The organism is Kitasatospora sp. NPDC041988, assembly GCF_055588525.1.
On the sequence record NZ_JBVJCO010000052.1, the window covers coordinates 38,084 to 59,210 of the forward strand.

General features: G+C 70.8%; 19 protein-coding genes and 3 pseudogenes. 10 read left to right on the top strand and 12 right to left on the bottom strand.

The window, feature by feature from the left end; translation table 11 throughout:
- Positions 1–21 precede the first annotated feature (21 nt).
- Positions 22–432, bottom strand: coding sequence for a hypothetical protein (locus tag ACZ6NC_RS35220; protein WP_465737942.1), 411 nt, complete (start codon positions 430–432; stop codon positions 22–24).
- Positions 433–1,443: 1,011 nt separating this feature from the next.
- On the opposite strand from ACZ6NC_RS35220, the gene ACZ6NC_RS35225 reads away from it, so the two are divergent.
- Positions 1,444–1,764: a GmrSD restriction endonuclease domain-containing protein gene (locus ACZ6NC_RS35225; protein WP_465737943.1), complete on the top strand. Its 321-nt coding sequence runs from the start codon at positions 1,444–1,446 to the stop codon at positions 1,762–1,764.
- Between the two features lie 331 nt (positions 1,765–2,095).
- Positions 2,096–2,323: a hypothetical protein gene (locus ACZ6NC_RS35230; protein WP_465737944.1), complete on the top strand. Its 228-nt coding sequence runs from the start codon at positions 2,096–2,098 to the stop codon at positions 2,321–2,323.
- A 194-nt stretch (positions 2,324–2,517) separates the two neighbouring features.
- Here the strand turns inward: ACZ6NC_RS35230 and ACZ6NC_RS35235 are convergent, their stop codons facing one another.
- Genes ACZ6NC_RS35235 through ACZ6NC_RS35245 form a run of 3 tightly spaced genes read right to left on the bottom strand, consistent with a single transcriptional unit; the run spans position 2,518 to position 4,634 of the window.
- A complete protein-coding gene (locus tag ACZ6NC_RS35235) occupies positions 2,518–3,096 on the bottom strand; it encodes a maleylpyruvate isomerase N-terminal domain-containing protein (protein ID WP_465737945.1) in 579 nt (192 codons plus the stop codon).
- Between the two features lie 12 nt (positions 3,097–3,108).
- Complete coding sequence (locus ACZ6NC_RS35240) at positions 3,109–3,801, bottom strand: response regulator (RefSeq protein ID WP_465737946.1); 693 nt, start codon at positions 3,799–3,801, stop codon at positions 3,109–3,111.
- Positions 3,798–4,634 (bottom strand): sensor histidine kinase, encoded by an 837-nt coding sequence (locus ACZ6NC_RS35245; protein ID WP_465737947.1) that lies wholly within the window; start codon positions 4,632–4,634, stop codon positions 3,798–3,800. The genes ACZ6NC_RS35240 and ACZ6NC_RS35245 overlap by 4 nt, the downstream gene beginning before the upstream one ends.
- Positions 4,635–4,774: 140 nt before the next feature.
- Between ACZ6NC_RS35245 and ACZ6NC_RS35250 the strand changes: the two genes are divergently transcribed.
- Positions 4,775–5,485, top strand: a complete 711-nt coding sequence (locus ACZ6NC_RS35250) for an ABC transporter ATP-binding protein (RefSeq protein ID WP_465737948.1) — start codon at positions 4,775–4,777, stop codon at positions 5,483–5,485.
- Entirely contained in the window at positions 5,482–7,791 is a 2,310-nt protein-coding gene (locus tag ACZ6NC_RS35255; protein ID WP_465737949.1) for an ABC transporter permease, read from the top strand. Before ACZ6NC_RS35250 ends, ACZ6NC_RS35255 begins: the two co-directional genes overlap by 4 nt.
- Positions 7,792–7,832: 41 nt before the next feature.
- Here the strand turns inward: ACZ6NC_RS35255 and ACZ6NC_RS35260 are convergent.
- A pseudogene (locus ACZ6NC_RS35260) lies at positions 7,833–7,968 on the bottom strand (dioxygenase); the annotation flags it as partial.
- Positions 7,969–8,002: 34 nt separating this feature from the next.
- Between ACZ6NC_RS35260 and ACZ6NC_RS35265 the strand changes: the two are divergent.
- Positions 8,003–8,293 carry a response regulator gene (locus ACZ6NC_RS35265; protein ID WP_465737965.1) on the top strand — a complete coding sequence of 97 codons (291 nt, stop codon included), beginning with the start codon at positions 8,003–8,005 and terminating at the stop codon, positions 8,291–8,293.
- A gap of 9 nt (positions 8,294–8,302) precedes the next feature.
- Here ACZ6NC_RS35265 and ACZ6NC_RS35270 read toward each other — a convergent pair whose 3' ends face one another.
- From ACZ6NC_RS35270 to ACZ6NC_RS35290, 5 genes are all read right to left on the bottom strand, one after another.
- The gene (locus ACZ6NC_RS35270) at positions 8,303–8,890 is read right to left on the bottom strand and encodes a hypothetical protein (protein WP_465737950.1); all 588 of its coding nucleotides are present in this window, start codon (positions 8,888–8,890) and stop codon (positions 8,303–8,305) included.
- A 46-nt stretch (positions 8,891–8,936) separates the two neighbouring features.
- Positions 8,937–9,095, bottom strand: coding sequence for a hypothetical protein (locus ACZ6NC_RS35275; RefSeq protein WP_465737951.1), 159 nt, complete (start codon positions 9,093–9,095; stop codon positions 8,937–8,939).
- Entirely contained in the window at positions 9,092–9,946 is an 855-nt protein-coding gene (locus ACZ6NC_RS35280; RefSeq protein ID WP_465737952.1) for an IS5 family transposase, read from the bottom strand. Before ACZ6NC_RS35280 ends, ACZ6NC_RS35275 begins: the two co-directional genes overlap by 4 nt.
- A 258-nt stretch (positions 9,947–10,204) precedes the next feature.
- On the bottom strand, positions 10,205–12,349 hold the full coding sequence (locus ACZ6NC_RS35285) for a right-handed parallel beta-helix repeat-containing protein (protein WP_465737953.1): 2,145 nt from the start codon (positions 12,347–12,349) through the stop codon (positions 10,205–10,207).
- A 54-nt stretch (positions 12,350–12,403) separates the two neighbouring features.
- Complete coding sequence (locus tag ACZ6NC_RS35290) at positions 12,404–15,169, bottom strand: hypothetical protein (RefSeq protein WP_465737954.1); 2,766 nt, start codon at positions 15,167–15,169, stop codon at positions 12,404–12,406.
- A 1,203-nt stretch (positions 15,170–16,372) separates the two neighbouring features.
- Here ACZ6NC_RS35290 and ACZ6NC_RS35295 point away from each other — a divergent pair.
- The 5 genes and pseudogenes from ACZ6NC_RS35295 to ACZ6NC_RS35315 all read left to right on the top strand — a co-directional run bounded on the left by ACZ6NC_RS35295 (position 16,373) and on the right by ACZ6NC_RS35315 (position 20,028).
- The gene (locus ACZ6NC_RS35295) at positions 16,373–17,224 is read left to right on the top strand and encodes a replication-relaxation family protein (protein WP_465737955.1); all 852 of its coding nucleotides are present in this window, start codon (positions 16,373–16,375) and stop codon (positions 17,222–17,224) included.
- Between the two features lie 271 nt (positions 17,225–17,495).
- Positions 17,496–17,846, top strand: coding sequence for a hypothetical protein (locus ACZ6NC_RS35300; protein ID WP_465737956.1), 351 nt, complete (start codon positions 17,496–17,498; stop codon positions 17,844–17,846).
- Positions 17,847–18,579: 733 nt separating this feature from the next.
- Positions 18,580–19,104 carry an AAA family ATPase gene (locus ACZ6NC_RS35305; RefSeq protein WP_465737957.1) on the top strand — a complete coding sequence of 175 codons (525 nt, stop codon included), beginning with the start codon at positions 18,580–18,582 and terminating at the stop codon, positions 19,102–19,104.
- Between the two features lie 31 nt (positions 19,105–19,135).
- A complete protein-coding gene (locus tag ACZ6NC_RS35310; RefSeq protein ID WP_465737958.1) occupies positions 19,136–19,369 on the top strand; it encodes a hypothetical protein in 234 nt (77 codons plus the stop codon).
- 111 nt (positions 19,370–19,480) lie between these two features.
- Positions 19,481–20,028: pseudogene (locus ACZ6NC_RS35315) on the top strand (hypothetical protein).
- A 164-nt stretch (positions 20,029–20,192) separates the two neighbouring features.
- On the opposite strand, the pseudogene ACZ6NC_RS35320 reads toward ACZ6NC_RS35315, so the two are convergent.
- Both ACZ6NC_RS35320 and ACZ6NC_RS35325 read right to left on the bottom strand, forming a co-directional pair.
- A pseudogene (locus ACZ6NC_RS35320) lies at positions 20,193–20,477 on the bottom strand (transposase); the annotation flags it as partial.
- Positions 20,474–20,773 (bottom strand): transposase, encoded by a 300-nt coding sequence (locus ACZ6NC_RS35325; protein ID WP_465737966.1) that lies wholly within the window; start codon positions 20,771–20,773, stop codon positions 20,474–20,476. The gene ACZ6NC_RS35325 and the pseudogene ACZ6NC_RS35320, both read right to left, overlap by 4 nt.
- Positions 20,774–21,127 lie beyond the last annotated feature (354 nt).

Consider the following 21,127-nt stretch of genomic DNA (forward strand, 5'->3'; position numbering starts at 1 on the left):
ACCTCCGCAGAGGACAGCCCGTCACCCGATCACCCGCCCGGCGTCCGCCGCCCCGAGACCCGACACCAGGACACCCGCCTCCCGGAGCCTGCCCGCCAGCGGCACCAGCGCCTCCGCGGCATCGTGGCACCGCTGCCGCACCCACTCGGCAAGCTCGTCCGTATCCCGGCCCAGCGGATCAACCAGAACCTGCCGCCGCTGAACACTGACCAGATGACCGCTCAGATGCCACAGCACGTTCGGCAAGCGCTCAATCAGCGCCACAACGCCCGCGAACACCTCCGCGAGATCCGCCGGATCCACGTCCGGCCCCGCCATCGCCGCCTCGTTGAACTCCCGCAGCGCCACCGCCGCCCGCCCCGGCAACGCAACCGTCTGCAAACCCGCGTACACCCGCACAGAAACGGACCCTTCGACAACGAACTCCGTCATGACACGCACACTAGGAACGCCCTACGACACCAAACCCCCAACCGGACCAACACCACCGCCCACGCGACACCACAATCACCCGAACAGCCCAGGATCCGCGCAGGCCAGGCATCAGGCCCGCGGACCAGGCCGCCAAGGCGAAGCCGAAGGGCCGCCGAGGGCAGGCCGGTTCCGGCAACCGCCTTCACTGTCCTCGCCGGGACAAGAAGGTCCGGATGCGACGCGGAAGGCGTTTCCCGCCCCAATCCTGGTAGACCACACCGACGGCGAGCCCGCACAACAGCCAGCCGGGTTCGCTGCTCTGACCGGGATCCGGTGGTCACGGTGATCGTGGACTGGGCCAGGCGGTCTTGCGCAGCCCTGGAGCGGGCGGCGGGCACCCCGGCGTGAGCCTGACCCTGCCGGGTCGCTGCCGCGTGGGGCGGTCAGCGGCTGCGGCGTACGAGGACCTTGAGCACCTCCCGTGCGTCACGGCGGCGGTCGGCGTTGCGGGCAACGACCGCGGTGATGGCGGCAGTGGAGACGGCCCAGGGAAGCCGCAGCGGGTTCGAACCGGGACCGGTGAATCCTGGTCAGGAACCGTGACAGTTGCACCCGGGCATCGTTGCGCCGTGCGTTCTTGCTCCTGTCCTTCTCCTGGAGATCCCGTGCGTACGCGCCCTGTGCTCGTGTCAGTTCTCTCGGCCGCTACTTGTCTCGGCCTGCTCGCCTCGCCCGCCCACGCCGCGCCTGGCCCCGTCGCGGCGCACCGCGCGGCCGGCGAGGTGGTTAGGGTCTCCCTCCGGGAAGCGATCGAGGCGCTGCCCGTCGCCGACGAGGACCGCACCGGATACGAGCGGACGAAGTTCCGGCACTGGATCGACGCGGACAAGGACAGCTGCAACACCAGGAAGGCGGTCATCCTCCGGGAGGCCATCGAGGCGCCGGAGGTCGGCCCGGGCTGCTCGCTGACCGGCGGTTTCTGGTACTCGATCTACGACGGGGTGACCGTCACCGACGCTTCCGACCTGGATGTGGAACACCCCCCCGCTCGCCGAGGCCTGGGACTCTGGGGCCTCCGCCTGGAGCGCGGCCGAGCGCCAGGCCTACGCCAACGACCTGGACGAGCCGCGCGACCTGGTCGCCGTGACCGCCCACTCGAACAGGCAGAAGTCCGACAAGGACATCGCCGAATGGCGCCCGATCGAGGCCGAGACGTGCGACTACGTCGCCCGCTGGACCGTCTCCAAGACCCGCTGGGGCCAGAGCGTCGACACCACCGAGAAGAACGTCCTGCGTGACCTCGGCGCGACCTGCACCAACGACACCCTGACCATCACCCTCGCCCGCTGACCGCCATACCCGGCGCCGCCTCGCCGGCCTCGGCCGATCCGGCCGCCGCCCCCTGGGGGGCGGCGGCCGTCCACATGCTCCGGACCTGGCCTGACCGGGCTTCAAGCATGGGGTTGACCGCCTGTCTGAGCGGTGTATCGTCCGCCAGTTCGGCACCCTCACCGGGCCGGTGCCGTCGGCGAAAACCGATGCCCGAACCCTCTTGACCCGCCGTCTCCCGTGCCTAGCGTCCGGCGCCACGGACCGCCGGAAGCGGGCCCGTGGCGCCCCGTTGCGTCCCGGCCCGCCCGCGGCCCGTACTCACCGCACACGACGCAGAGGGACATGGGCCATGAACGAGACGAGGCCGCGCGGCGAGGAGCCGGGCGCGGCGGGGTGGGACGGCGTCGATCGCCGGGCTTCGACGGCCCGGCCGGTGGTGCCGGGGCGCTCGCCCTGGTGGTCGCCGGACCGGATGTGTGGCCAGGTCCTGGCCGACCTCACCGGGAACGTCGGGGCGGCCGCCGCCGTCGGGGTGGCGCAGTTCCTGGCCGAGCACGTCCAGGTGATCTGGCACTGAGCCCGCTGTCGCCGGTCGGGCTGCCCGCGGGCGGCCCGACCGGCCCGGGCCGGGAGGTCAGGGGGTGTCGCCCGCCCAGTCCCAGCGGCGCGGGTCTGCGGGGCGGGGTTCGTAGTGGGCCCGGCCGCCGGGACCGTAGGAGCCGATCGTGCAGTCGCGGAGGTTCCTGACCGTCGCCGGCTCCCACTCGCCGGTCATCCCTCGGGTACGGCCGCCCGCCAGGTCCACGAGGCCCTGCGCGGGCGGCCGTTCAGCTCGCCGCGCCCGGTGCACCAGAGCAGGACGGCCACGGGCGGGCCAGCCGGTGCATCAGGGAAGAGCCGGTCCAGCACTGCCGCGCAGAGCCCGGCCGGCGGCCGCCAGGGCAGGCCGAGGCCGAGGGCGATGTCGTGGGTGTGCAGCAGCAGCTCGGCCACCCCCATCGCGGCGAAGCCGGGCGGGCCGCAGGGCCCGTAGTGCCAGGCCCGCAGCTCGGGCGTGGCGGCATCCAGGGCGGTGGCCAGCAGCCGACCACAGGCCGTCACCACCGCCAGCACCTCGCCGGGCCCAGCCTCGGCCCGCACGGTCAGGTCGAGCGGTAGGTAGCCGTCGGCGGGCCGGGCGGCGAGCTGGCCGGCGTAGGCGAGCAGGTCGTGCGCGATGTGGGCGGCGGTCTCCGCGCAGTCCCACTCCAGCGGGCCGGCCGGCGCCGCCCAGGCCCGGCCGTCGCCGGTGTGCGGACCGAGTGCGCGAAGCAGTTCGCCGAGCGCGGCCCGGACGTCGTCTCCGTTCATGGCGGCAGCCTCTCACCCGCCCGGCGCGACGAGCCCCGTCTCGTAGGCGAGGACGACGGCCTGGGCTCGGTCGCGCAGGGTCAGTTTGGCAAAGATCCGGGCCACATGGGTCTTCACCGTCGCCTCGCTGAGCGTCAGTTCCCTCGCCAGTTCGGCATTGGACAGGCCCCGGCCCATGAGCGTCAGCACCTCGCGCTCGCGCGGCGTCAGGGCGGCCAGGTCCCGGTGGACGGCCGGGGCCGCGAGGCGCGGGCCGGTGGTCGGGGCGCCGGCGGAGAAGCGCTCCACCAGGCGGCGGGTGATCGAGGGCGCGAGCAGGGCGTCACCGGTGTTGACCAGGTGGACGGCGGCGGCCAGATGAGCGGGGGTGACGTCCTTGAGCAGGAATCCGCTGGCTCCGGCGGCAAGGGCGGCGTAGACGTAGTGGTCGAGGTCGAAGGTGGTCAGCATGATCACCCGGCAGTCCGGGGACTGCGCGAGTATCCGGCGGGCGGCCTCCAGGCCGTCCATGCCGGGCATCCGGATGTCCATCAGGACGACGTCGGGCCGCAGTTCCCGCACGGCGGCCACCGCCTCGGCCCCGTCACCGGCCTCGCCCACCACGTCGATGCCGCGGGCGGTCAGGATCAGCCGGAACCCGGTGCGGACCAGCTCCTGGTCGTCGGCGATCACGACGCGGGGGGCGGCCCCGGTGTGCGCCGTCACGGCCGGTCCAGCGGGATCCGGGCGCGGACGCGGTAACCGCCGCCGAGGCGGCGGCGGGCGTCCAGATCGCCACCGTAGACCGCAACCCGCTCCCGCAGGCCGAGCAGTCCGCGGCCCGTTCCGTCCGCCTTGCCCGGGGCCGGCTCCATCGCGGGCCGGTTGCCCGACAGCACGCTCGGCCCGCTGTTCAGCACCTCGACCCGCAGGTGGTTGTCCGCGTATCGCACCGTCACCTCGGCTTTCGCTCCGTCCCCGTGTTTGAGCGCATTGGTCAGGGCCTCCTGGATGATCCGGTAGGCAGTGACGTCGACCCCAGTCGGCAGCGGGCGCGGCTCACCCGAGATACGCATCTCCACCGGCAGGCCGGCGAAGGCGATCCGGTCGATCAGCGGGCTGAGCCGGCTCAGGCTCGGCTGCGGTGACAGGTCGATGTCGTAGGGCTCGTCGTCGCCGTCCTGCGCCGGTGCGAGCAGGCCGAGCAGGTGCCGCAGCTCGGTCATCGTGTTCCGGCCGGCGGTCTCAACGGCGCTCATCGCCGCCGCGGCCTCGTCGGGCATCGTGGTCAGCACCTCGCGGGCGGCCCCCGCCTGGACCACCATGAGGCTCACGTTGTGGCTGACGATGTCGTGGAGTTCGGCGGCGATCCTGGCCCGCTCGGCGTCGACCGCCGTGCGCGACGCGCTCTCGCGCTCCCGCTCCAGCAGCCAGCCGCGCTCCTCGATGGCCGCCCGGTGCAGCCGCCGTGCCCGTACCGCGGCCACGCCGAGCCAGCCGGCGGCGCCGACCGCCGCCACCAGGGCGATGACCAGCCAGATCGTCCAGGATTCCCACACGTGATCATCTTCGCAGCTGTACGGCACGCTCCGCACCATCCCCGGGATGCAGCCTGCGTACATCCCCGGGATGACCCGCCCGGACGGATACATCCGGGGGGTGACGCCCCGTCCGCCGGCTCCGCCATAGGTTTCGAGCCATGACGACTGATCATGGAAACGACCGGCCCGTGGTGGTGCGGCTCGACGGTGTGCACAAGGAGTTCGGCGACGCGAAGGCCCTGGACGGCCTGTCGCTGGAGATCAGGGCGGGGGACGCGGTGGCCGTGATGGGCCCCTCCGGCTGCGGGAAGTCCACCCTGCTCAACATGGTGGCCGGGCTGGACCGGCCGACCTCGGGCACGGTCGAGGTGCAGGGCCACGACCTCGGGAAGCTGAACGAGGCCGGCCTGGCGCTGTTCCGGCGGCGCAACGTCGGCATGATCTTCCAGTTCTTCAACCTCATCGACGATCTGCCTGTCCTGGACAACGTGGCGCTGGCCGCGCAGCTGACCGGCACCTCGGCCCGACAGGCGCGCCGCCGCGCCCTGGAGCTCCTCGACGAGCTCGGTGTCGCCGGACGCCGGAACAACTATCCGGCGACGCTGAGCGGCGGCGAGCGGCAGCGGGTCGCCGTGGCCAGGGCCCTGATGAACCGCCCCGCGCTGCTGCTGGCCGACGAGCCGACCGGCGCCCTCGACAGCCGGTCGGGCGAGCAGGTCATGGACCTGCTGATCGACTTGAACCAGATCGGCCAGACCCTGTTGATCGTCACCCACGACCCGCAGCTGGCCACCCGCTGCGCCAGCCGGTTGATCGAAGTGGCCGACGGCCGGGTCGGTCGCGAGAGCGTGCTGGAGGCGACCGCGTGAGCGCCGTGTGGAGGGCCTCGCGCGCGGCCGTGAAGCGCCGCCGGCTCCAGACCTTCGTCATCGGGCTCGTCGTGTTCTGCTCGACCACGACCGTCCTGCTCGCACTGGCCCTGCTCGGCGTCGCCTCGGGCCCCTTCGAGAAGGCCTACGCCGAACAGCGCGGTGCCCATGCGGTGGCGACCTTCGACACCACGAAGGTCTCACCGGAGCAGCTGGCGCGGACCGCCCGGCAGCCCGGGGTGGAGAGCGCGGCCGGTCCCTTCGGGCAGGCCGTCGTCGACATCCCCAAGGGCTGGCTCTGGATGGCGGGCGGCACCCTCACGGTGGTGGGCCGGGCCGACCCGGCGGGACCCGTGGACCGGATCGAGCTGCTGGAGGGCCACTGGGCCACCGCGCCCGGCGAACTCGTCGTCAACTGGTCCGTCCAGGGTTCCCCCGGCCCGGACCTGCTGGGCACCAGGCTGGAGACGCCCGCAGGAGCGACGCTGACCGTCGTCGGATTCGCCACCAGCATGAGCAAGTCGGCGAGCGCCTGGGTTTCGCCCGAGCAGATGGCCGCACTGCACCCCTCCGCCGCCCAGATGCTCTACCGCTTCACGAAGTCCTCGACGCAGGCCCAGCTGAGCGCCGGGCTGGCCGGGGCCACCGCGGGGCTGCCCGCGGAGTCGGTGACCGGTGTGCAGGACTACCTCGTCCTCAAGCAGGCCTTCTCGGCCCTGGTCGACTCCTACCTCCCGTTCATGACGCTCTTCGGCGTCCTCGGCCTGCTGGTCTCCACCCTGATCGTCGGCAACGTGGTCAGCGGGGCGGTCGTCTCCGGGTACCGGCACATCGGGGTGCTCAAGGCCCTGGGCTTCACCCCGAACCAGGTCGTCGCCGTCTACCTGACGATGCTCTCCGTGCCGGCCGTGGTGGGCTGCGTGCTGGGCACGCTGGCCGGCAACGCGCTGGCCGGGCCGATCCTGAAAGTCGTCTTCACCGGCATCGACGTGGGCCGGGCCTCGGTCGACGGGATCAGCCCGTGGGTGTCCGTGGCCAGCCTGGTGGGCATGCCCGCCCTCGTTCTGCTGGCCGCGCTGGTCCCCGCCCTGCGGGCCCACCGGCTGCCCGCCGCGCAGGCGATCAGCGCGGGCGGCGCGCCGAGGGCCGGGCGCGGGCTGCACGTCCAACGGATGCTCGGCGCCACCCGGCTGCCGCGCCCGGTCAGCCTGGGCCTGGGCCAGCCGTTCGCTCGCCCCGCCCGCACGCTGCTGACCCTGGCGGCCATCGTCCTCGGGGTCACCACGGTGACCCTGTCGACCGGACTGACCAGCACCATGGTGGCCTTCGGCAACGTCGGGAAGGAGGACGGCGGCGCCAGGATCCAGGTGGAGGCGGGGGGCCCGGGCAACGGCCGGACCGCCCCCCTGCTCGGTGACCGGGAGATCGAGGAACGGCTGCGCTCCCTCCCGGGCGCGGTGGGGGTACGGGCCCGCGCGCTGGCCCAGGCGGGCATGACGGGGCAGAGCCAGCCCGTCTTCGCCGACTTCTACCGCGGGGACGACTCCTCGTACTCCCACGTGATCGTCAAGGGCCGTGCGCCGGTGGCGGCCGGCGAGGTCGTGGCCGGGCCGTCGTTCCTCACCCAGCGCGCCCTGAAGGTCGGTGACCGGGTCGTGCTGGAGCTGAACGGCCGGCAGGTCTCCGTGACCGTCGTGGGTCAGCTCATCGAGGGCAATGCCCGGGCCCTGGAGGGCACCTGGCAGACCCTCGCCCAGCTCGCACCGCAGGCCCACGCCACCGACTACGCGGTGCGGCTCGCCCCCGGCGCCGACGCGCGCGCCTACGCCGAGGCGGTCCGGGCGATCGACCCGGGCCTGAGCGCCTCGGTGCTGGACTCGGGGAACGCCGGCACCACCACCGTCATCACCTTCTCGACGGTGTTCACCGTCCTGCTGACCCTCGTCGCGTCGCTCGGCGTCTTCAACACCGTCCTCCTGAACACCCGTGAGCGGCGCCGGGACCTGGGCATGCTCAAGTCGATCGGGATGACCCCCCGGCAGGTGGTGCTCATGACGGTGACCTCGGTCGCCGGACTGGGCGCGGCCGGCGGGCTGCTCGGCATCCCGCTCGGGATCGTGGCGCACCGCCTCGTGGTGGACCACGTCGGGGTGGTCGACTTCCCCGAGCACATGAAGGACGTCTGGCACGCGCCGCAGCTGGCCGCGATGCTCCTGGCGGGCGTGGCGATCGCCGTCCTCGGCGCCCTCATCCCGGCCCGGTCGGCGGCCCGGATGACCATCGCCTCGGTACTGCACACCGAGTAGACCAAGGTGGACCGGGTACGGCCGGTCCTGGGCCCGGCCGGCTGGATCGAGCGCTTCGCCAGGCTCATCCAGAAGCCGTCGATCACGCTGCGCTGGCTGCTCATGTCGGCCTCGCCGGCGCCGAGGAACAGCGAGGCGAAGCTCGGTGCGCGGGTGGGCGAACCGCCCCGCCGGGGCCCGCGCGACAGCCGCGACCGCGAACCTGATCACCTTGGAGGCCGTTCTGGCCGCCGCCGACTACCAGGTGCTGGCGGCGGCCTCCGGCACGGACGCGCTGAAGACGCTGCTCCAGCACGACGATGTCGCCGTCATCATCCCGGACGTGCAGATGCCCGGCATGGACGGCTACAAGACCGCTACCCGCATCAAGCGCCGCGCCCAGACCCGCAACATCCCGATCATCTTCGCCACCACGATCGGAGCCGACCCCGAGAACCTGCTGCGCGGCCACGACGCACGCAGTGCTGAGGGCGCCCACGTGGCTGTGGGCGCCCTCAGTTGATCCCGCTGGTCAGGAGGCGGTGCCGGATGCCGGGGCCGGCTGGCGGATTGCCTCGGAGGCTCCGACGGTCAGCACCGCGTCCTGTCCCTCACGCCAGGACTTCAGTGAGTCCCCGGACTTCTTCCGGATTTCCACTGTTCCATCGACTCCTTCTATTCTGGCAACCATCGCCTTTTCGGAGCAGCCGACGGTTGTGAATTTGAAGGGTGAGATCTGGCCGGATGCCTGAGTGTATTTTCCGGCGAGAACACTGCCGGGGAATTCCTGGTGGGCGTCCGAGAACGCGCTGCCGACTGCGGGGCGCTGCGATCCGACAGCGGCGGGAGCGGTGCTGGTCGGCTCGGTGAGCCGGTCCGGCAGGAGCGAGACCTGGCAGGTGCCGTTTCTGACGGCGAGGACCACGTCGGTGCCCGCGATCTCGGCGACGCCGAGGATCTTGGCCGTGCCCTTGGCGGGAGGGGCGTCGACACTGCCCTGGATCGGAAGGCCCACCGGAGTGGCCGCCAGGCCGTCCAACGCCCATGGCGCATTCTCCGCCTGGGGCGCCGTCCCGCTGCTGGTGCACGCGGCCGCGAGCGCGGCGGTGGCGAGGACCACCACCGCCCCTACGAACCGACTGGATCGCCGCATGTGCTGAAGTCTCCTAGTCGGTATAGGCGTTGTAGCAGTAGCCTACCGGGTGCTGCGCGGTCTCCGTCAGGTCGGCGGCGAGCTCTTCGATCCGGGCGCGTAGTTCCGCGGCCCGGGCGGCGGCCTCGTCCTGCCGGCTCTGGAGGTCTGCCAGGAGTTCGGCGACGTTCACGCGGCCAGTCCGAGGGTGTCGCGCCAGGCCGGGGCTGGTGTGGTGAGGCGGCGGGTCATGTTCGCGGTGGAGGCCCAGTAGACCCGTGAGGCGGAGTTGTCGGGCCGGTGGTCGTACTCGCGGGCGAGGCGCCGATGCAGCATCAAGGTGCCGTTCGTCTGCTCCACCACCCACCGTTTCGGCTGCGGGACGAAGCCCTTGCCCTGGTCGGCCGGATTGCGGCGGACGACCTCGACGTCGATGTCCAGCAAAGCGCCGTGGATGACAACCTCGTCCTTGAAGCCCTGGTCCACCAGGGCCTTCTCCAGGCGCATCCCGCACCGCTCGGCGACCTGGTCGAGCAGGGTGGTGCCGGCGGCGTTGTCGTGGGCGGAGGCGGCCAGGACGACGACGCCGATGATCAGCCCCATGACGTCCACGGCCAGTCCCCGCTTGCGCCCCGACACCTTCTTGTTCGCGTCCAGCCCCGTCGTGGTCTTCGGGACACCGGCGGCCGCGCGGACGGACTGGGTGTCGATGATCACGAGGGACGGGTCCTCTAATCGGCGGGCCCTCTCCCGTACCTGGCAGCGCAGGAGTTCCTGGATCCGCTGGTCGAGCCCGTCCTGGCGCCACAGGCCGAAGTAGTAGAACACCGCCGACCAGGCCGGCAGGTCATGGGGCAGGTAGCGCCACTGACAGCCCGTCCGATTCTGGTAGAAGATCGCATTCACGATCTCCCGCAGATCACAGGCCCCCGGATCCCCGGTAGCCGATCGCGCCACCCGGTCATGCTTCCAGGCCGTGATCATCGGCTCGATCAACGCCCACTGCTCATCCGATAAGTCGCTCGGATACGCCCGTCTGTCCATGCGCCGCAGAACATCACCCGAACCCCGACTGGCACGCCAGTACGGCCGACGTTCACATGAACGAGCGATCATGAACCGAGAGAAAGCGGACTTAACGTCCACTGAAGTAGGGAGATTGACGCATTCACCTGACACTGGAGCGTGCCACGTGGGTGAGGCGCGCTCGCGGCCGACAGGTGACGATGGCCCCGGTGCGGTTCCGGTCCACCCCGCGGCACGAAATTGCGGGCGGAGGTCCGGGCGACGGACGCTCCGGCGTCAGGGCCACTGCAGCGCACCCGCGATGATCAGCGGCGAGTCGTTCGTCTCGGTCCACTCCTTGCGGTCCTTGAGGTCCTGGATGCAGATCTCGTGCGCCGCGGCGATGGCGAGATGCGGCACCACCCGCGACTCGTACGGGTGGACCTGCGCGATGTTGCCCCGGACCGTGGTGGCGACCTTCTCGATGGAGAGCTCGACGGCGGGCGCGTCGGGGAAGACGCCCCGGAGGACGAAGACGCCCCCGCCCTTGGCGAAGAGCGGCTTGGCCACCGGCGTGGGACCGGTACGGAATCCGGCACCGTTCCCCGTGATTCGGCAGCTCTCGGCCACCGTCACCCGGATGCGGCGCACCTCGAAGACCTCGTGCTGGATGGTGGTCCACAGGTCGGGGAAGCCGGCCATGTCGCCCTCGGTGTCCGCGAACACCAGGAGTCCTCCACCGGGGTGGTCGCTGGTGATGTTGCCGCTCGGCCCGCCGGGCGTGGTCCCGATCATGGTCGTTGTCAGGGTGAGGTCCGCGTTCCGCACCGAGATGCCGCCCCCGCCCGGCGTCGCCACGGGGACGGAGGGCTTGGCCGGTCGGTCGATCGTGAAGGGGCCGACCTTGACGGACGAGGCGGGTCGGGCCGTGGACATCTGCACGCCGGGCCGGGTGCCGGACGCGTTGTGGTCGACGGTGCAGCCGGTGAAGGTCCCCGCGGACCCCATGGACAGCCGGACGCCGCCGCCCATGCCGGGGGCGCTGTTGCCGTCGATCCGGCAGTCGGCGACCGCGATCCGCGAGAGCACCGAGCAGTAGATGCCTCCCCCGTCGTCGCCGCAGGCGTTGCGCGTGATCCTCGACTTCCGGACGGTGACCGAGCGGCTGCGGGCCGCCTTGATCTCGTCCTCGTTCCAGGCGTCCCACCGGCCCAGCGCAAGTGCCGTCGCGGCGAACACGTAGAAGAACTCCCGGAACAGCTGCTCCGGTTCGCGGTGGCCGTTGCTCAGGAACAGCACCAGCCGCCGGGCGTTGTCGGTGATGACGGGGGGTTGGGTGGGGTCGAGGAGCCACTGGGCGAACTTCATCAGGTCTAGCGGGCCGGGGAGCGGCACCGACGCCAGGGCGGCACGGGCCGCCGACGCCTTGCTGCGGAGGAAGCGGACCAGTTCGACCTCGCTCAGGTCCCGGGACAGCTTGCCGGGCAGGGAGATCTCCGCCCCGATCCCGCCTCCGTCCAGGCGTCCCCGGTCACCGCTGCGGTTCTGGTCGATCCAGCAGTTCTCCACCGTGGGCCAGCCGTACCCGACGACCGCGAGGCCCGATCCCCGGCCCTGCGCGTGGTTGCCCTGGATCCGGCAGTTGCGGATCACGGCACTCGACCAGACGGTGGCGATGCCGCCGCCGAAGGCCTGGCCGGCCAGCCAGTTGACGCCCTTGCCGGGTGGGATGTGCGCGTCGAACTCCGTACCGATCATGTCCTTGACGACGGTCCGGTCGAAGGGCGGGATGGGTGCGATCCCGCCGGGGAGGTTGCGGATCAACGTGTTCGCCAGGCCGATCGCGAGATTGAGCGCCAGCTCGGCGAAGGGCGGGACGATGGTGTCCACGAGGTCGACGAGGTCCTTGCGCAGCGCGGCGCGGTCGGACTCCGGCCAGGCGGGAAGCGCCGCGGCCTCCGTCTGACAGCCGGACACCACGCACCGTTCGATGCGGACGTCGTCGGTGTCGACGATCGCGATACCCCCTCCCGCGCCGAGGGCCGGATCCGAGCCGCCGGGCGCGTGGACGGCCCGGCCCTGGGCCACCCGCAGGCCGCTGACAACCACCGGCCCGAGCGGTCGGCCGGGGGCGCCGGACACCCGCAGCACGCGGTGCCTGGCGCCCGGTTTCGGCGCGAGCGTGGGCAGCGACCTGACGTCGAAGCCCGGGTCGCTCGGATCGGCCTGGGGACGGGCCTGCAGGAAGGCGCTGGTCAGCGTCAGGGGCTTGTCGATGACCAGCTCGTCCTCGAAGTACGTGGCGGCGTCCAGGATGACGACCGTGTCACCGGCCGCGGCAGCCTTGAGCGCTGCCGCGACCGAGCGTGCGGGCTTGGCGGCCGTGTCGAACGCACCGCTGGACGTGCCCCTCGTGGCGTGCACGAAGCGGGTGGTCGCCATGCGCTCAGCACCCGAAGACGAGCGGCCGCCGGCCGGCGGCGGGCGGCCCCGGCCTCACAGCTGCTGGCCCGTCTTCGGGTCGTAACTCACCGGCACCGCGACGATCTGGTCCGTCGGCAGCACTTCGACCCACTGGTCGAAGATCTGGTACGGCTGAGCGGGCTTGAAGCCACCGGCGAGCGGATCGAAGCCGGTCTCGAAGACCTTCTCCGCAGCGACCGTCATGGCCGGGTCGGTGTTGGTGACCGCCAGCTTCTGCGCGAGCAGCTTCAGCACCTCGCCGACCGACTTGTTCTGGTACTCCGGCGGGTCGATGCTCGGGTTGAAGGGATAGGGACGCCCCAGTGAGGCATGTCCCTCGACGGTGCTGTCCAGCCACTGGATCGCCTGGAGCTCGTGACCGGGCCGCACCGGGAACACTGCCTTGACCCAGGCCGCGTTGAGGAATTCGTTGCGCCGCGGGTCGCCGTCGATCTGGATGCGCCAGCCCAGTGAGCTGCCCACGGGGGCGGGGAGGGTCTCCTCGGTGATCAGGTAGTTCAGCCGCCACTCGGGGTGCGGATCGCACGGGTCGGACGCCGCCGCCCCGGCGGGCGGTTGAGGTTGCGGGTCCGGGCTCTTCCCAGTCCGGGTGTACCAGCCGCTCACCGTCTCACCGGCGAGCTGGTCCACCCAGCAGGTACCGGGCTCGGGAGGCTGCGGGAGCCACGGGGGCCTCGGTACAGGGTTCCGGCTGAGCGAGTTCCTGCCGATGTCGCCGAGGTCCGGGCGCGGCTTCCAGTAGTCCGGCGCCACGAAGTAGAGCATCTCGTCCACGTCGAAGGTCTGGGCGAGCATCTCGGCGTTGAAGTGCGCGTCGTCGAAGAGTGGAGTGATCTTGTCAAGCAGTTGCCGGTAGACCCTGTGGCGTTCCTCGGTCCGCAGGTCGTCGGCCGAACGGGGCCGCACGGAACTGATCAGCTTCAGGCGCTCGCGTACGGCGACGGCGTACGCCTCGCGCTGGGCACGGCCGACCTGCTCCTCGTACGCGACCAGGTCCGCGAGGTACTGGGTCTGCGCCGGATCCTGCGCGGCCGCCGGGGGATTCCAGGTCAGGGTGAACGTCAGGTCGATGACGTTCATGTCACCGACGTTGAGGGACTTCGCGATCACCCGGAACTGGCCCGTGGCGGCGTTCTCGATCTTGCACTCCTGGGCGACGAACTTGCAGGGTTTCCCGCCTGACTGGGCGGACTTCACCGCTGCCACCGCCAGCGTGTAGCCGGGAGCCGGCGGCCCGGCGGTGAAAGGCGCCTCGGCGATGATGTGGTGGGCCCGGTCGTAGCTCATCAGACCCTTGGGCTCGTCCGGTTGGATGGGAGGCTCGTGCGGCGGGCCCTCCAGGAACACGAAGTCCGCGTTCTCCTCGTCGGGCCCGTCCTTGGTCCCCGGGTACTTCAGGATGGGGAACTGCCCGGTGAACTCGACGACCTTGGCCTGCGGCACGGGGGGCGGTTCCGGCCTCTTGATGCCGGTCACGTCGGGCGCGGTGACCACGTGGACGAGTTCGCCGAGCCCAAGGGAGGCGCCGGGATCGTCCAGGTAGACCTGCCAGCACAGCCGCGAGCCGATGTGCTGGATCTGAACCCCCACTTTGCGCATCTTTCGCCGCAACTCGTAGTTGACCAGGTTCGCGGTCGTGTTCTGGACGACGTAGCGGCGGCTCGACGTGTCCGTTGTCTCGGTGACCGTCTTGAACGTGGTCTTGAAGTTCCGCTTGATCTGGCTGCTCACCTTCGCGCTCTGGCTGCGGGAGCGCTTGTGGGTCGCCTCGGAGGACTTGCTGACGGTGCTGTCCGTGCTGAAGTTGGCGCTGGCCTCGGCGTGGTAGATCGGTGCGTTGACGCCGCCCGTGGCGCTGACGCCGAGTTTGGTGTCGTTGGCGTTCGACTCCTTCACGGCGTCGGCCACGTCGTCCTGGCTGCTGAGGCTCTCCTCGGTCTGGCGGGTGGTCTCCTCCGAGAGTTCGGCGGTCTTCTCGACCAGGGTGCGGCGGGTGCTGGTCTCGACGAGCTCGACCGTGCCCCCCGGGCTGAGCCACAGATGACCGGCGGGACTACCGAGGAAGCTGTCGAACTCGAAGAAGTACTGGCGGAACAGGTTCACCATCCCGATCGGCGACACCGAACCCGGGACCGCCTGGGCCCGTTCGGCCAGGTCGGCGAAATCGCCGTCGTCGAGGGTCAACGCGGCGTCACTGGAGAAGGCCTCCCGGCTGGGCACCGGCCGGCCGCCCCCGCGCTCGGCCGCCCGCATCGCGCTCAGCGCCCCTAGCCACCCCACCAGCGGCTGGTAGACGCCGACCACCTCGCTGGCGTACGGCAGGGTGCCCCGGAAGTCGGACAGCGCCCGGCCGTTGAACACGGCCGGGCCCTTCCGCGGCGCCGGAAGCACCTGGACGTGGCTGGGCGACGAACCGAGCGTGGTGAACGGCAGAGCGACCCACGCCTGACCCGAGGGGGCCTTCACCAGGATGACCTCGCAGGTCGCGTCCGTCGAGGGAGCGACGAACGCGATGACCGCGGAACCCGCCGTCCCCACGGTGCGGCCGACATACTGGCGAACGCCGTTCGGATCGTCCTCGACGAACGTTCCCGCCAGCGCGGCCACGGTCGGGTACTCACTCGGATCGCGCACGTCGATGTCCATCGGCAGCCCTAGAGCGATCCGCTGGTCCTTCGGCAACTCGCCCGGTGTGCCCGACACCTGATATGACCACACCTGGTACGCGACCGTGCCGGGAATCGCGTCACGGCTCTTGAGGGTGACAGCGAGCGCCATACCAACTCCTCCGGTACTCATGACCTATCGGAAGACTGTTCCCTCGGTCCCTCGCCCCCAGACGCCTCGTGCGGCTACACCACTCGGCTGGGCTCCCGCCGGCCCGCACCGGACGAGCCGCGGAGAGGCGGCAGGCGCAGGGAACGACGAAGGCCCCGACCATGGTCGGGGCCATTCATAAAAGCAGACCTCCCAAAAGAGGACCACACCACCAGTGTAGTAGACCAACAGGCCATCCCACCAACGGAATTCGCAGCCACCGAAGACACGCGACGGCCACACCGGGCCCGGCCAGCCCGCGCCCACGACCGTCAGCGGCCGGCGACCCGGCCGGACGGACGCGGGCGGGACGGCCGGGGCGGGCGCTGCGTTCGCCCGAGCCCATCGGATGTGGCAGGGGCGTCCAGCAGGACGGACCGGGAGGTGGGGCGGAGCGGCGGACGCGACGGGTTGTCCCCCGCGCGAAACCGCGGCAGCGACGGAACGCGGCACGGCGCAGCGCGATCAGGTCAGTGCGAACAGGACACGCTCGACTTCGGCCTGGACGTCCGGCCGCTGCGGCAGCCGTCGAGCCCGTTGCCAGCCCGCGCGCCGCGCCCTGCTCCACTCCCCTCTTCTGCGGCCCCGGCGCCGCCCTCCACCACTCGCGCGGACGGCCCCGGCCGGACGCGAAGAAACGAGAAAAGCCCGCCGCAGGCGCACATCCCGAACCGAACAGACGACACAAGCCAAAACCAAAAGCAAAAAGACGGGAGAAGAGGGATGTCAGACCCCGGCCGGGCCCCGAATCCGGGCCCTGACGTGCCCGTTCTTCCGCTTTGGGCGCGAGAGGTCCGGTAGGAGGCATGGAAGGGGAAACGGTAGGGGGAACGGAAGCCGTCCGGCAAACTAACAAGTGCCACCAATGCACCGGTGAGTTTCCTTGATAGGCCGCCAAGGAAACTCACCGGCTGCCTTGATGGGCCGTCCATGCAGGTCAGAGGCATGCCAGCCAGGCCCACGAGAGGCACAGGGCAGGGACTGGTTAGCGGACTGGATTGCGGACCGCATTTCGGACCGGTAAGAACGGGGGATACCTTGGCAGCGTGAGTTATCAAATCGTTATGACCAACCAACCTTGATGGTGAGAAATCCGGTGAGTTTCATGGGGTTCCATTCTCCGAGCACGGGAGATGCCCGCGCTCGAAATGAGGGAGCACCTACGTGAACGGGGATCTGGAGACCGACCACGACGTCCTGGTGACGCTTCACCGCTTCACCCTGGCGACCTCCGAGCAGCTCCACCAACTGCACGGCGGCGCAGCCGGGATCAAGCAGACCCAGAAGCGGCTGACGCGGCTCCAGGCCGAGGGCCTGGCCGACTTCGTGACCCTGCCGCAGGCCGGCCGGGCGAAGGCCTGGCACCTCACCGCGGCCGGCTCCGCCGTGACGGCCACCTTCCCCGAGGTGCTGCGCCCGAGCGCCCCGGTGTCCGGCGACCAGAAGCCGGCGGTGGGGCACGGGCGCGAGCACCTGCTCGACGTCGGCCGGATCCACGCCGCCTTCGTCACCGACGCCCGCGCCCGCGGCGAGGCCTGCGGCCCGCTCGACCTCCTCCCCGCCCCCGAGCTGCCCGCCGGCGGCGGGATGTACCGGCCCGCCGCCCACCTCGCCTACACCGCAGGCACCGGCGAGGACCGGCACCGGCTGCAGGCGTTCATCGAGCGCCACCGCCCCGGCGCCGGAGACGAACAGACCGCGGCACAGCTGGCGGCCTGCGCCGGGGTGTGGGAGCAGGCGGGCGAGGGCGGATCGGGACGGGCATGGGAACGGCGCTGGCGCTCCTTCCCGCGGCTGCTGGTGGTCCTGGTCGGCACCGCGGCCGCCGGGGTCCGGTCGGCGGTGGCGGACCTGCGCATCGCCGCCGAGGAGAGCCCCGCCACCGCCGAAATGCTGGCCGCCGTCCCCGCCGGCGCCGCCCGGATCGAGGACCTGGTCCAGCGCGGCCCGGCCGCGCCGATCTGGCACCCGCTCGGCAGCCGGGGCGGGCGGGCGTGCGGGTGGACCGAGCTGTAGACCAGCAGGCGGGAGCGGCCTGGTGCTCTGACCGCATTGGATTAGCTTCCCCAAGCCCTGACCTGCCGTCACGCCTTCGGTCGGACTTCCCGGCCCCATGCTCGCGGGCGCCCGGGGGCTCGTGAGTGGTGCGACGCGCCCCGGGCGTAGCTCCACTGCCGCTCCTGCGGGTGGTTTGCCCCGTGGGGCCTGGCATTTGTGCGCATCCGTACGGTCTTTGCTGTCCGGGCTTGTCGATGCCGGGTAACGCTGGCCGGGGAGAGGAATTCGCATGTTCCAGAACAAGAGGGTCCGCGCGGTGGCGTGGTCGGGCGCGGTGCTGGGCCTGGTCGCGGGTGGAGTGTGGACCGGGGTGGCGGTGGCGGCTCCCGCCGGGGCGACGAAGACGGTCGCCCCCTACGCGCAGGCGGCCGCCGTGGTCAACTCGGACGGCAGCGTCAGCGTCGGCAGGTACTGCGTCGAACTGGAGGACAAGGACGTTGACGTGACCAGGCTCGTCCCCGTCGCGACCCTCCAGTACACGTCCTTCGAGTACAGCATCCGCATCTCAATGTGGCCGGACCCCGTCTGCGGCGGCCGCACCGACACCTTCCTCGTCATCACCGGAAAGACCGGTGTCTAGGCGGACCAGGCGTTCTCCATCGTCATCCCCTGACGGCCCCGGGGTTCTGTGCCCGTCGGCCCGCTCCCCTTCGAGGGAGCGGGCCAGCGGTGCTTTGACCGGTGGCGCCAGCCCGTCGGCCCAATACCCGGCCGATACACCTGCCCCAGCCCTCCTCCTCGCTCCTCCTCCCGGCCGGTGGCGCCGCGAAGCGGGGCCGCCGGGCCACCGCGCAGCGGCAACCACGGACGCCGTCGGCGCGCAGCATCAGGTTGCCGGGATCTCGTCTCCGCTCCTGCTCTGCGCGCCTACTCCCCTGCTCTCCTTCTCCTGCGGCCGACTCCGGTGCCCGGACTTCACCCAGCACCGACGAGGTGCCCAGGGAGAAGTAGTCGGCTCCCGCCGACCTATGGACAAACGGGCTCTGAGCTGCTGAAACGCCGCTTCCGGCGGCACCGCCTGACGCAACCCCGAGTAGCAAGCCCCAGTAGCAACCGGCAGTAGCAGCCTCCAGAAGCAACCTCAGAGGCTGTGACTTTGCGCGGTAGTTGGCCACTGTGCCGGGACACGTTAGTTGTCACCCGGACAGGCTTGTTGTCACCGGCAGGAACACGCATGCTGCGCCGGTGTGACCCTTCGAGATCGGTGGCACCTGATCTTGGTGGTTGGCAGCACCACCCTGAAATGCACCGATCCCGTCCCAGATCGCTGCCGTGCTGGTTCCCACCGCCCGCAAAGCGCTAGCGTCGGGCTCATGATCGTATGGCTCAACGGCACCCACGGCGCGGGCAAGACGACGACCAGCGCACTCGTGCAGCAGCTGATCCCGGATTCACGGGTGTTCGACGCCGAGAAGGTCGGCGAGACACTCATGGACATCACGCCGGGGCTGCCCGCGACGGACAACTTCCAGCACTGGCCGCCGTGGCGACCGCTCGTAGTCGAGACCGCCCGCCGCGTGCTCGACTACACCGGCGGCACTCTGGTGATACCCATGACTGTCCTGGTCGAGCAGTACTGGCGCGAGATCAACACTGGCCTCGCCCAACACGCCATTCCCGTACGGCACTTCGTACTCCACGCCGACCAGGACACCCTACGCGGACGCATCGCCGGGGACACTGTTCTTGGCCCCAACTCCCCGTTCCGCCTCAAGTATCTCGAGCCCTACGCCGAGGCGGCCCGCACATGGCTGCACGCCGAGGCCGAGGTCGTCGACACCACGCAACTCACGCCCGCCCAGGCCGCCCTGCAGATCGCAGAGGCCGTCAAGAGTTAAGCGACTGCGTTGCTCGGGCAAGGTCGGCGTCGTGCCGTTCGATGATCTCTTCGTGGGTGGCCTGGCCGTCGAGTGCTTGGCGGTGGCCACCAAGGACCACTTGGAGGGGGAAAGACGTGCCGACTTGTCGGCGGAGGGGGTAGCTGACGGCGTGGTTGATGGCCGCGGCCTCGTCGACGAGCGGCTGGAGGTAGGTTGCGGCTTCGACTTCGTCTCGGGCCTGGAGGAACTTGTCGGCGATCGTGAGGATGGCCGCGGTGGTTAGAAGTTGTTCTCTTTCCGGGCTTGAGAACTGCGTTTTCGCTGGTCGGGCGTAGGGCCAGCGGTCTCGTGGAAGTGGTGACGTGTCGTGCCGTCGCTGCGGTGGAGGTCGGGGATGCCGTCGGTTGTGGGGCTGTTGGAACAGCGCGAGGTCACAGCTCGTCGTCGTGTGGACGAGCTGCGGGAGGAGGCCGACCGCATCGCGGCCGAGCTGGTCGTGGCCGAGCGGGAATGGAAGGAGTGGGTCATCGCCCGCTCGCGGGTCGGCGAGGTGCTGGCTCCGGACGGCGACGGTATCGCCGACCCGGATGCCTCCCGGGACCTGCGGCATCCGGATCAGCGGCTGGTGCGGCCCGAGCCGACGAAGGCAGTGGCGAAGCCGAAGTCGGTGGTGCCGATGTGGCGCGCGGGGCTGGCCTGGTCGGTGCTGTCGGTGGACTATCAGCGCATCCTGCGGGTCCTGCCGACCGCGAGCGGCTCGGTCAAGGTCCGCTGACCTGCCAGGAGATGGCCGCCACGTTCGGCATGGAGGTGGTGCCGGCGAAGGTGGAGGCGTTGCGGTCGAAGGCGAAGCGGCTGGTGGCCCGCGACTGGCTGGCCGAGCCCGCGCCTGGGCAGTTCACACTCGCGCGGGACGTGGCCGGGCCAGGCGGCGGGTCATGAGCAGGGTCATCGACCAGTAGACCATCGCCTCGGCGCTGCTGGTGGTCCGCTCGAAGTCGCGCACCAGGCGGCGGGTGCGCATCAGGTGGGCGAAGAACCGCTCCCCACCGCTTGGGCAGCACCACGAAGCCGCGCATGTCGTCGCTGCGTTTGACGATCGCCAGCACCAGGGCCAGGGCGGTCAGGCAGTGGGCGATCAGGCTGCCGGTGTAGCCGCCGTCGGCCCAGACCAGCTCCAGCCGGTGGTGCGCGTCGGTGACCTGTGCCAGCAGGGTCTGCGCGGCGGCGCGGTCGCCGGTGTCCGCGGGGGTGACCATCACGGCGATCAGCAGGCCGAGCGTGTCGACCACCGCATGGCGCTTGCGGCCGTTGATCAGCTTGCCGCCGTCGAAGCCGCGGCTGGCGGAGCCGACGACGGCGTCCGCCTTGACCGACTGGGAGTCGATCACCCCGGCGCTCGGCTCCGGGTCCCGGCCCGCTTTCTCGCGGACCTTCCCGCGCAGCCGGTCGTGGAACTCGGCGACCAGGCCGTGGTCGCGCCAGCGGCGGAAGAAGGCGTAGACCCGGTCCCACGGCGTAGGAAGTCGGCCGGCATGGCCCGCCACTTGGTTCCGTTATCGACCAGGTAGTGGACCGCGTCCAGTATCGCCCGGTGGCAGTACGCCTCCGGCTGGCCGCCGCGTCCCTGCAGCCAGCCCGGCACCGGCAGCAGCGGACGGATCGCGGCCCACTGAGCGTCCGTCATGTCGGTGGGGTAGCGGCGCTCGCGCGTTTCGTTGTCGGCGGCGTTTCCGAACCGGTGCGCGAGGCAGTCACACGATGGGGTGAACGAACTGGACCCGGCCGGAGCCAGGGCGTACAACTGCGACAACAGGGCCTCCTGGATCGCTTGTTGGCGTAGACACCTAACGAGCTACCAAGAGGCCCTGTCTTCATGCCCGGCGTCCGCCGCGATCACCCGAACGAGACCCCTGTTCGACCAGCACCGCTCAAGATCGGAACGACAACAGCCACTCAGCTTGTCGTTTGACCTTCGATGATCGACTCGAGGTTGTTCGAGCTGGTCACCCACATGGGGATCTGCCGGACAAAGCGACGA

Coding starts and splice junctions, on each gene's coding strand:
- ACZ6NC_RS35300 (WP_465737956.1), top strand. CDS start 17,496: ATGTTCCAGAACAAGAGGGTCCGCGCGGTGGCGTGGTCGGGCGCGGTG.
- ACZ6NC_RS35220 (WP_465737942.1), bottom strand. CDS start 432: ATGACGGAGTTCGTTGTCGAAGGGTCCGTTTCTGTGCGGGTGTACGCG.
- ACZ6NC_RS35225 (WP_465737943.1), top strand. CDS start 1,444: ATGTGGAACACCCCCCCGCTCGCCGAGGCCTGGGACTCTGGGGCCTCC.
- ACZ6NC_RS35250 (WP_465737948.1), top strand. CDS start 4,775: ATGACGACTGATCATGGAAACGACCGGCCCGTGGTGGTGCGGCTCGAC.
- ACZ6NC_RS35280 (WP_465737952.1), bottom strand. CDS start 9,946: ATGGACAGACGGGCGTATCCGAGCGACTTATCGGATGAGCAGTGGGCG.
- ACZ6NC_RS35290 (WP_465737954.1), bottom strand. CDS start 15,169: ATGGCGCTCGCTGTCACCCTCAAGAGCCGTGACGCGATTCCCGGCACG.
- ACZ6NC_RS35230 (WP_465737944.1), top strand. CDS start 2,096: ATGAACGAGACGAGGCCGCGCGGCGAGGAGCCGGGCGCGGCGGGGTGG.
- ACZ6NC_RS35325 (WP_465737966.1), bottom strand. CDS start 20,773: ATGACGGACGCTCAGTGGGCCGCGATCCGTCCGCTGCTGCCGGTGCCG.
- ACZ6NC_RS35305 (WP_465737957.1), top strand. CDS start 18,580: ATGATCGTATGGCTCAACGGCACCCACGGCGCGGGCAAGACGACGACC.
- ACZ6NC_RS35285 (WP_465737953.1), bottom strand. CDS start 12,349: ATGGCGACCACCCGCTTCGTGCACGCCACGAGGGGCACGTCCAGCGGT.
- ACZ6NC_RS35235 (WP_465737945.1), bottom strand. CDS start 3,096: ATGAACGGAGACGACGTCCGGGCCGCGCTCGGCGAACTGCTTCGCGCA.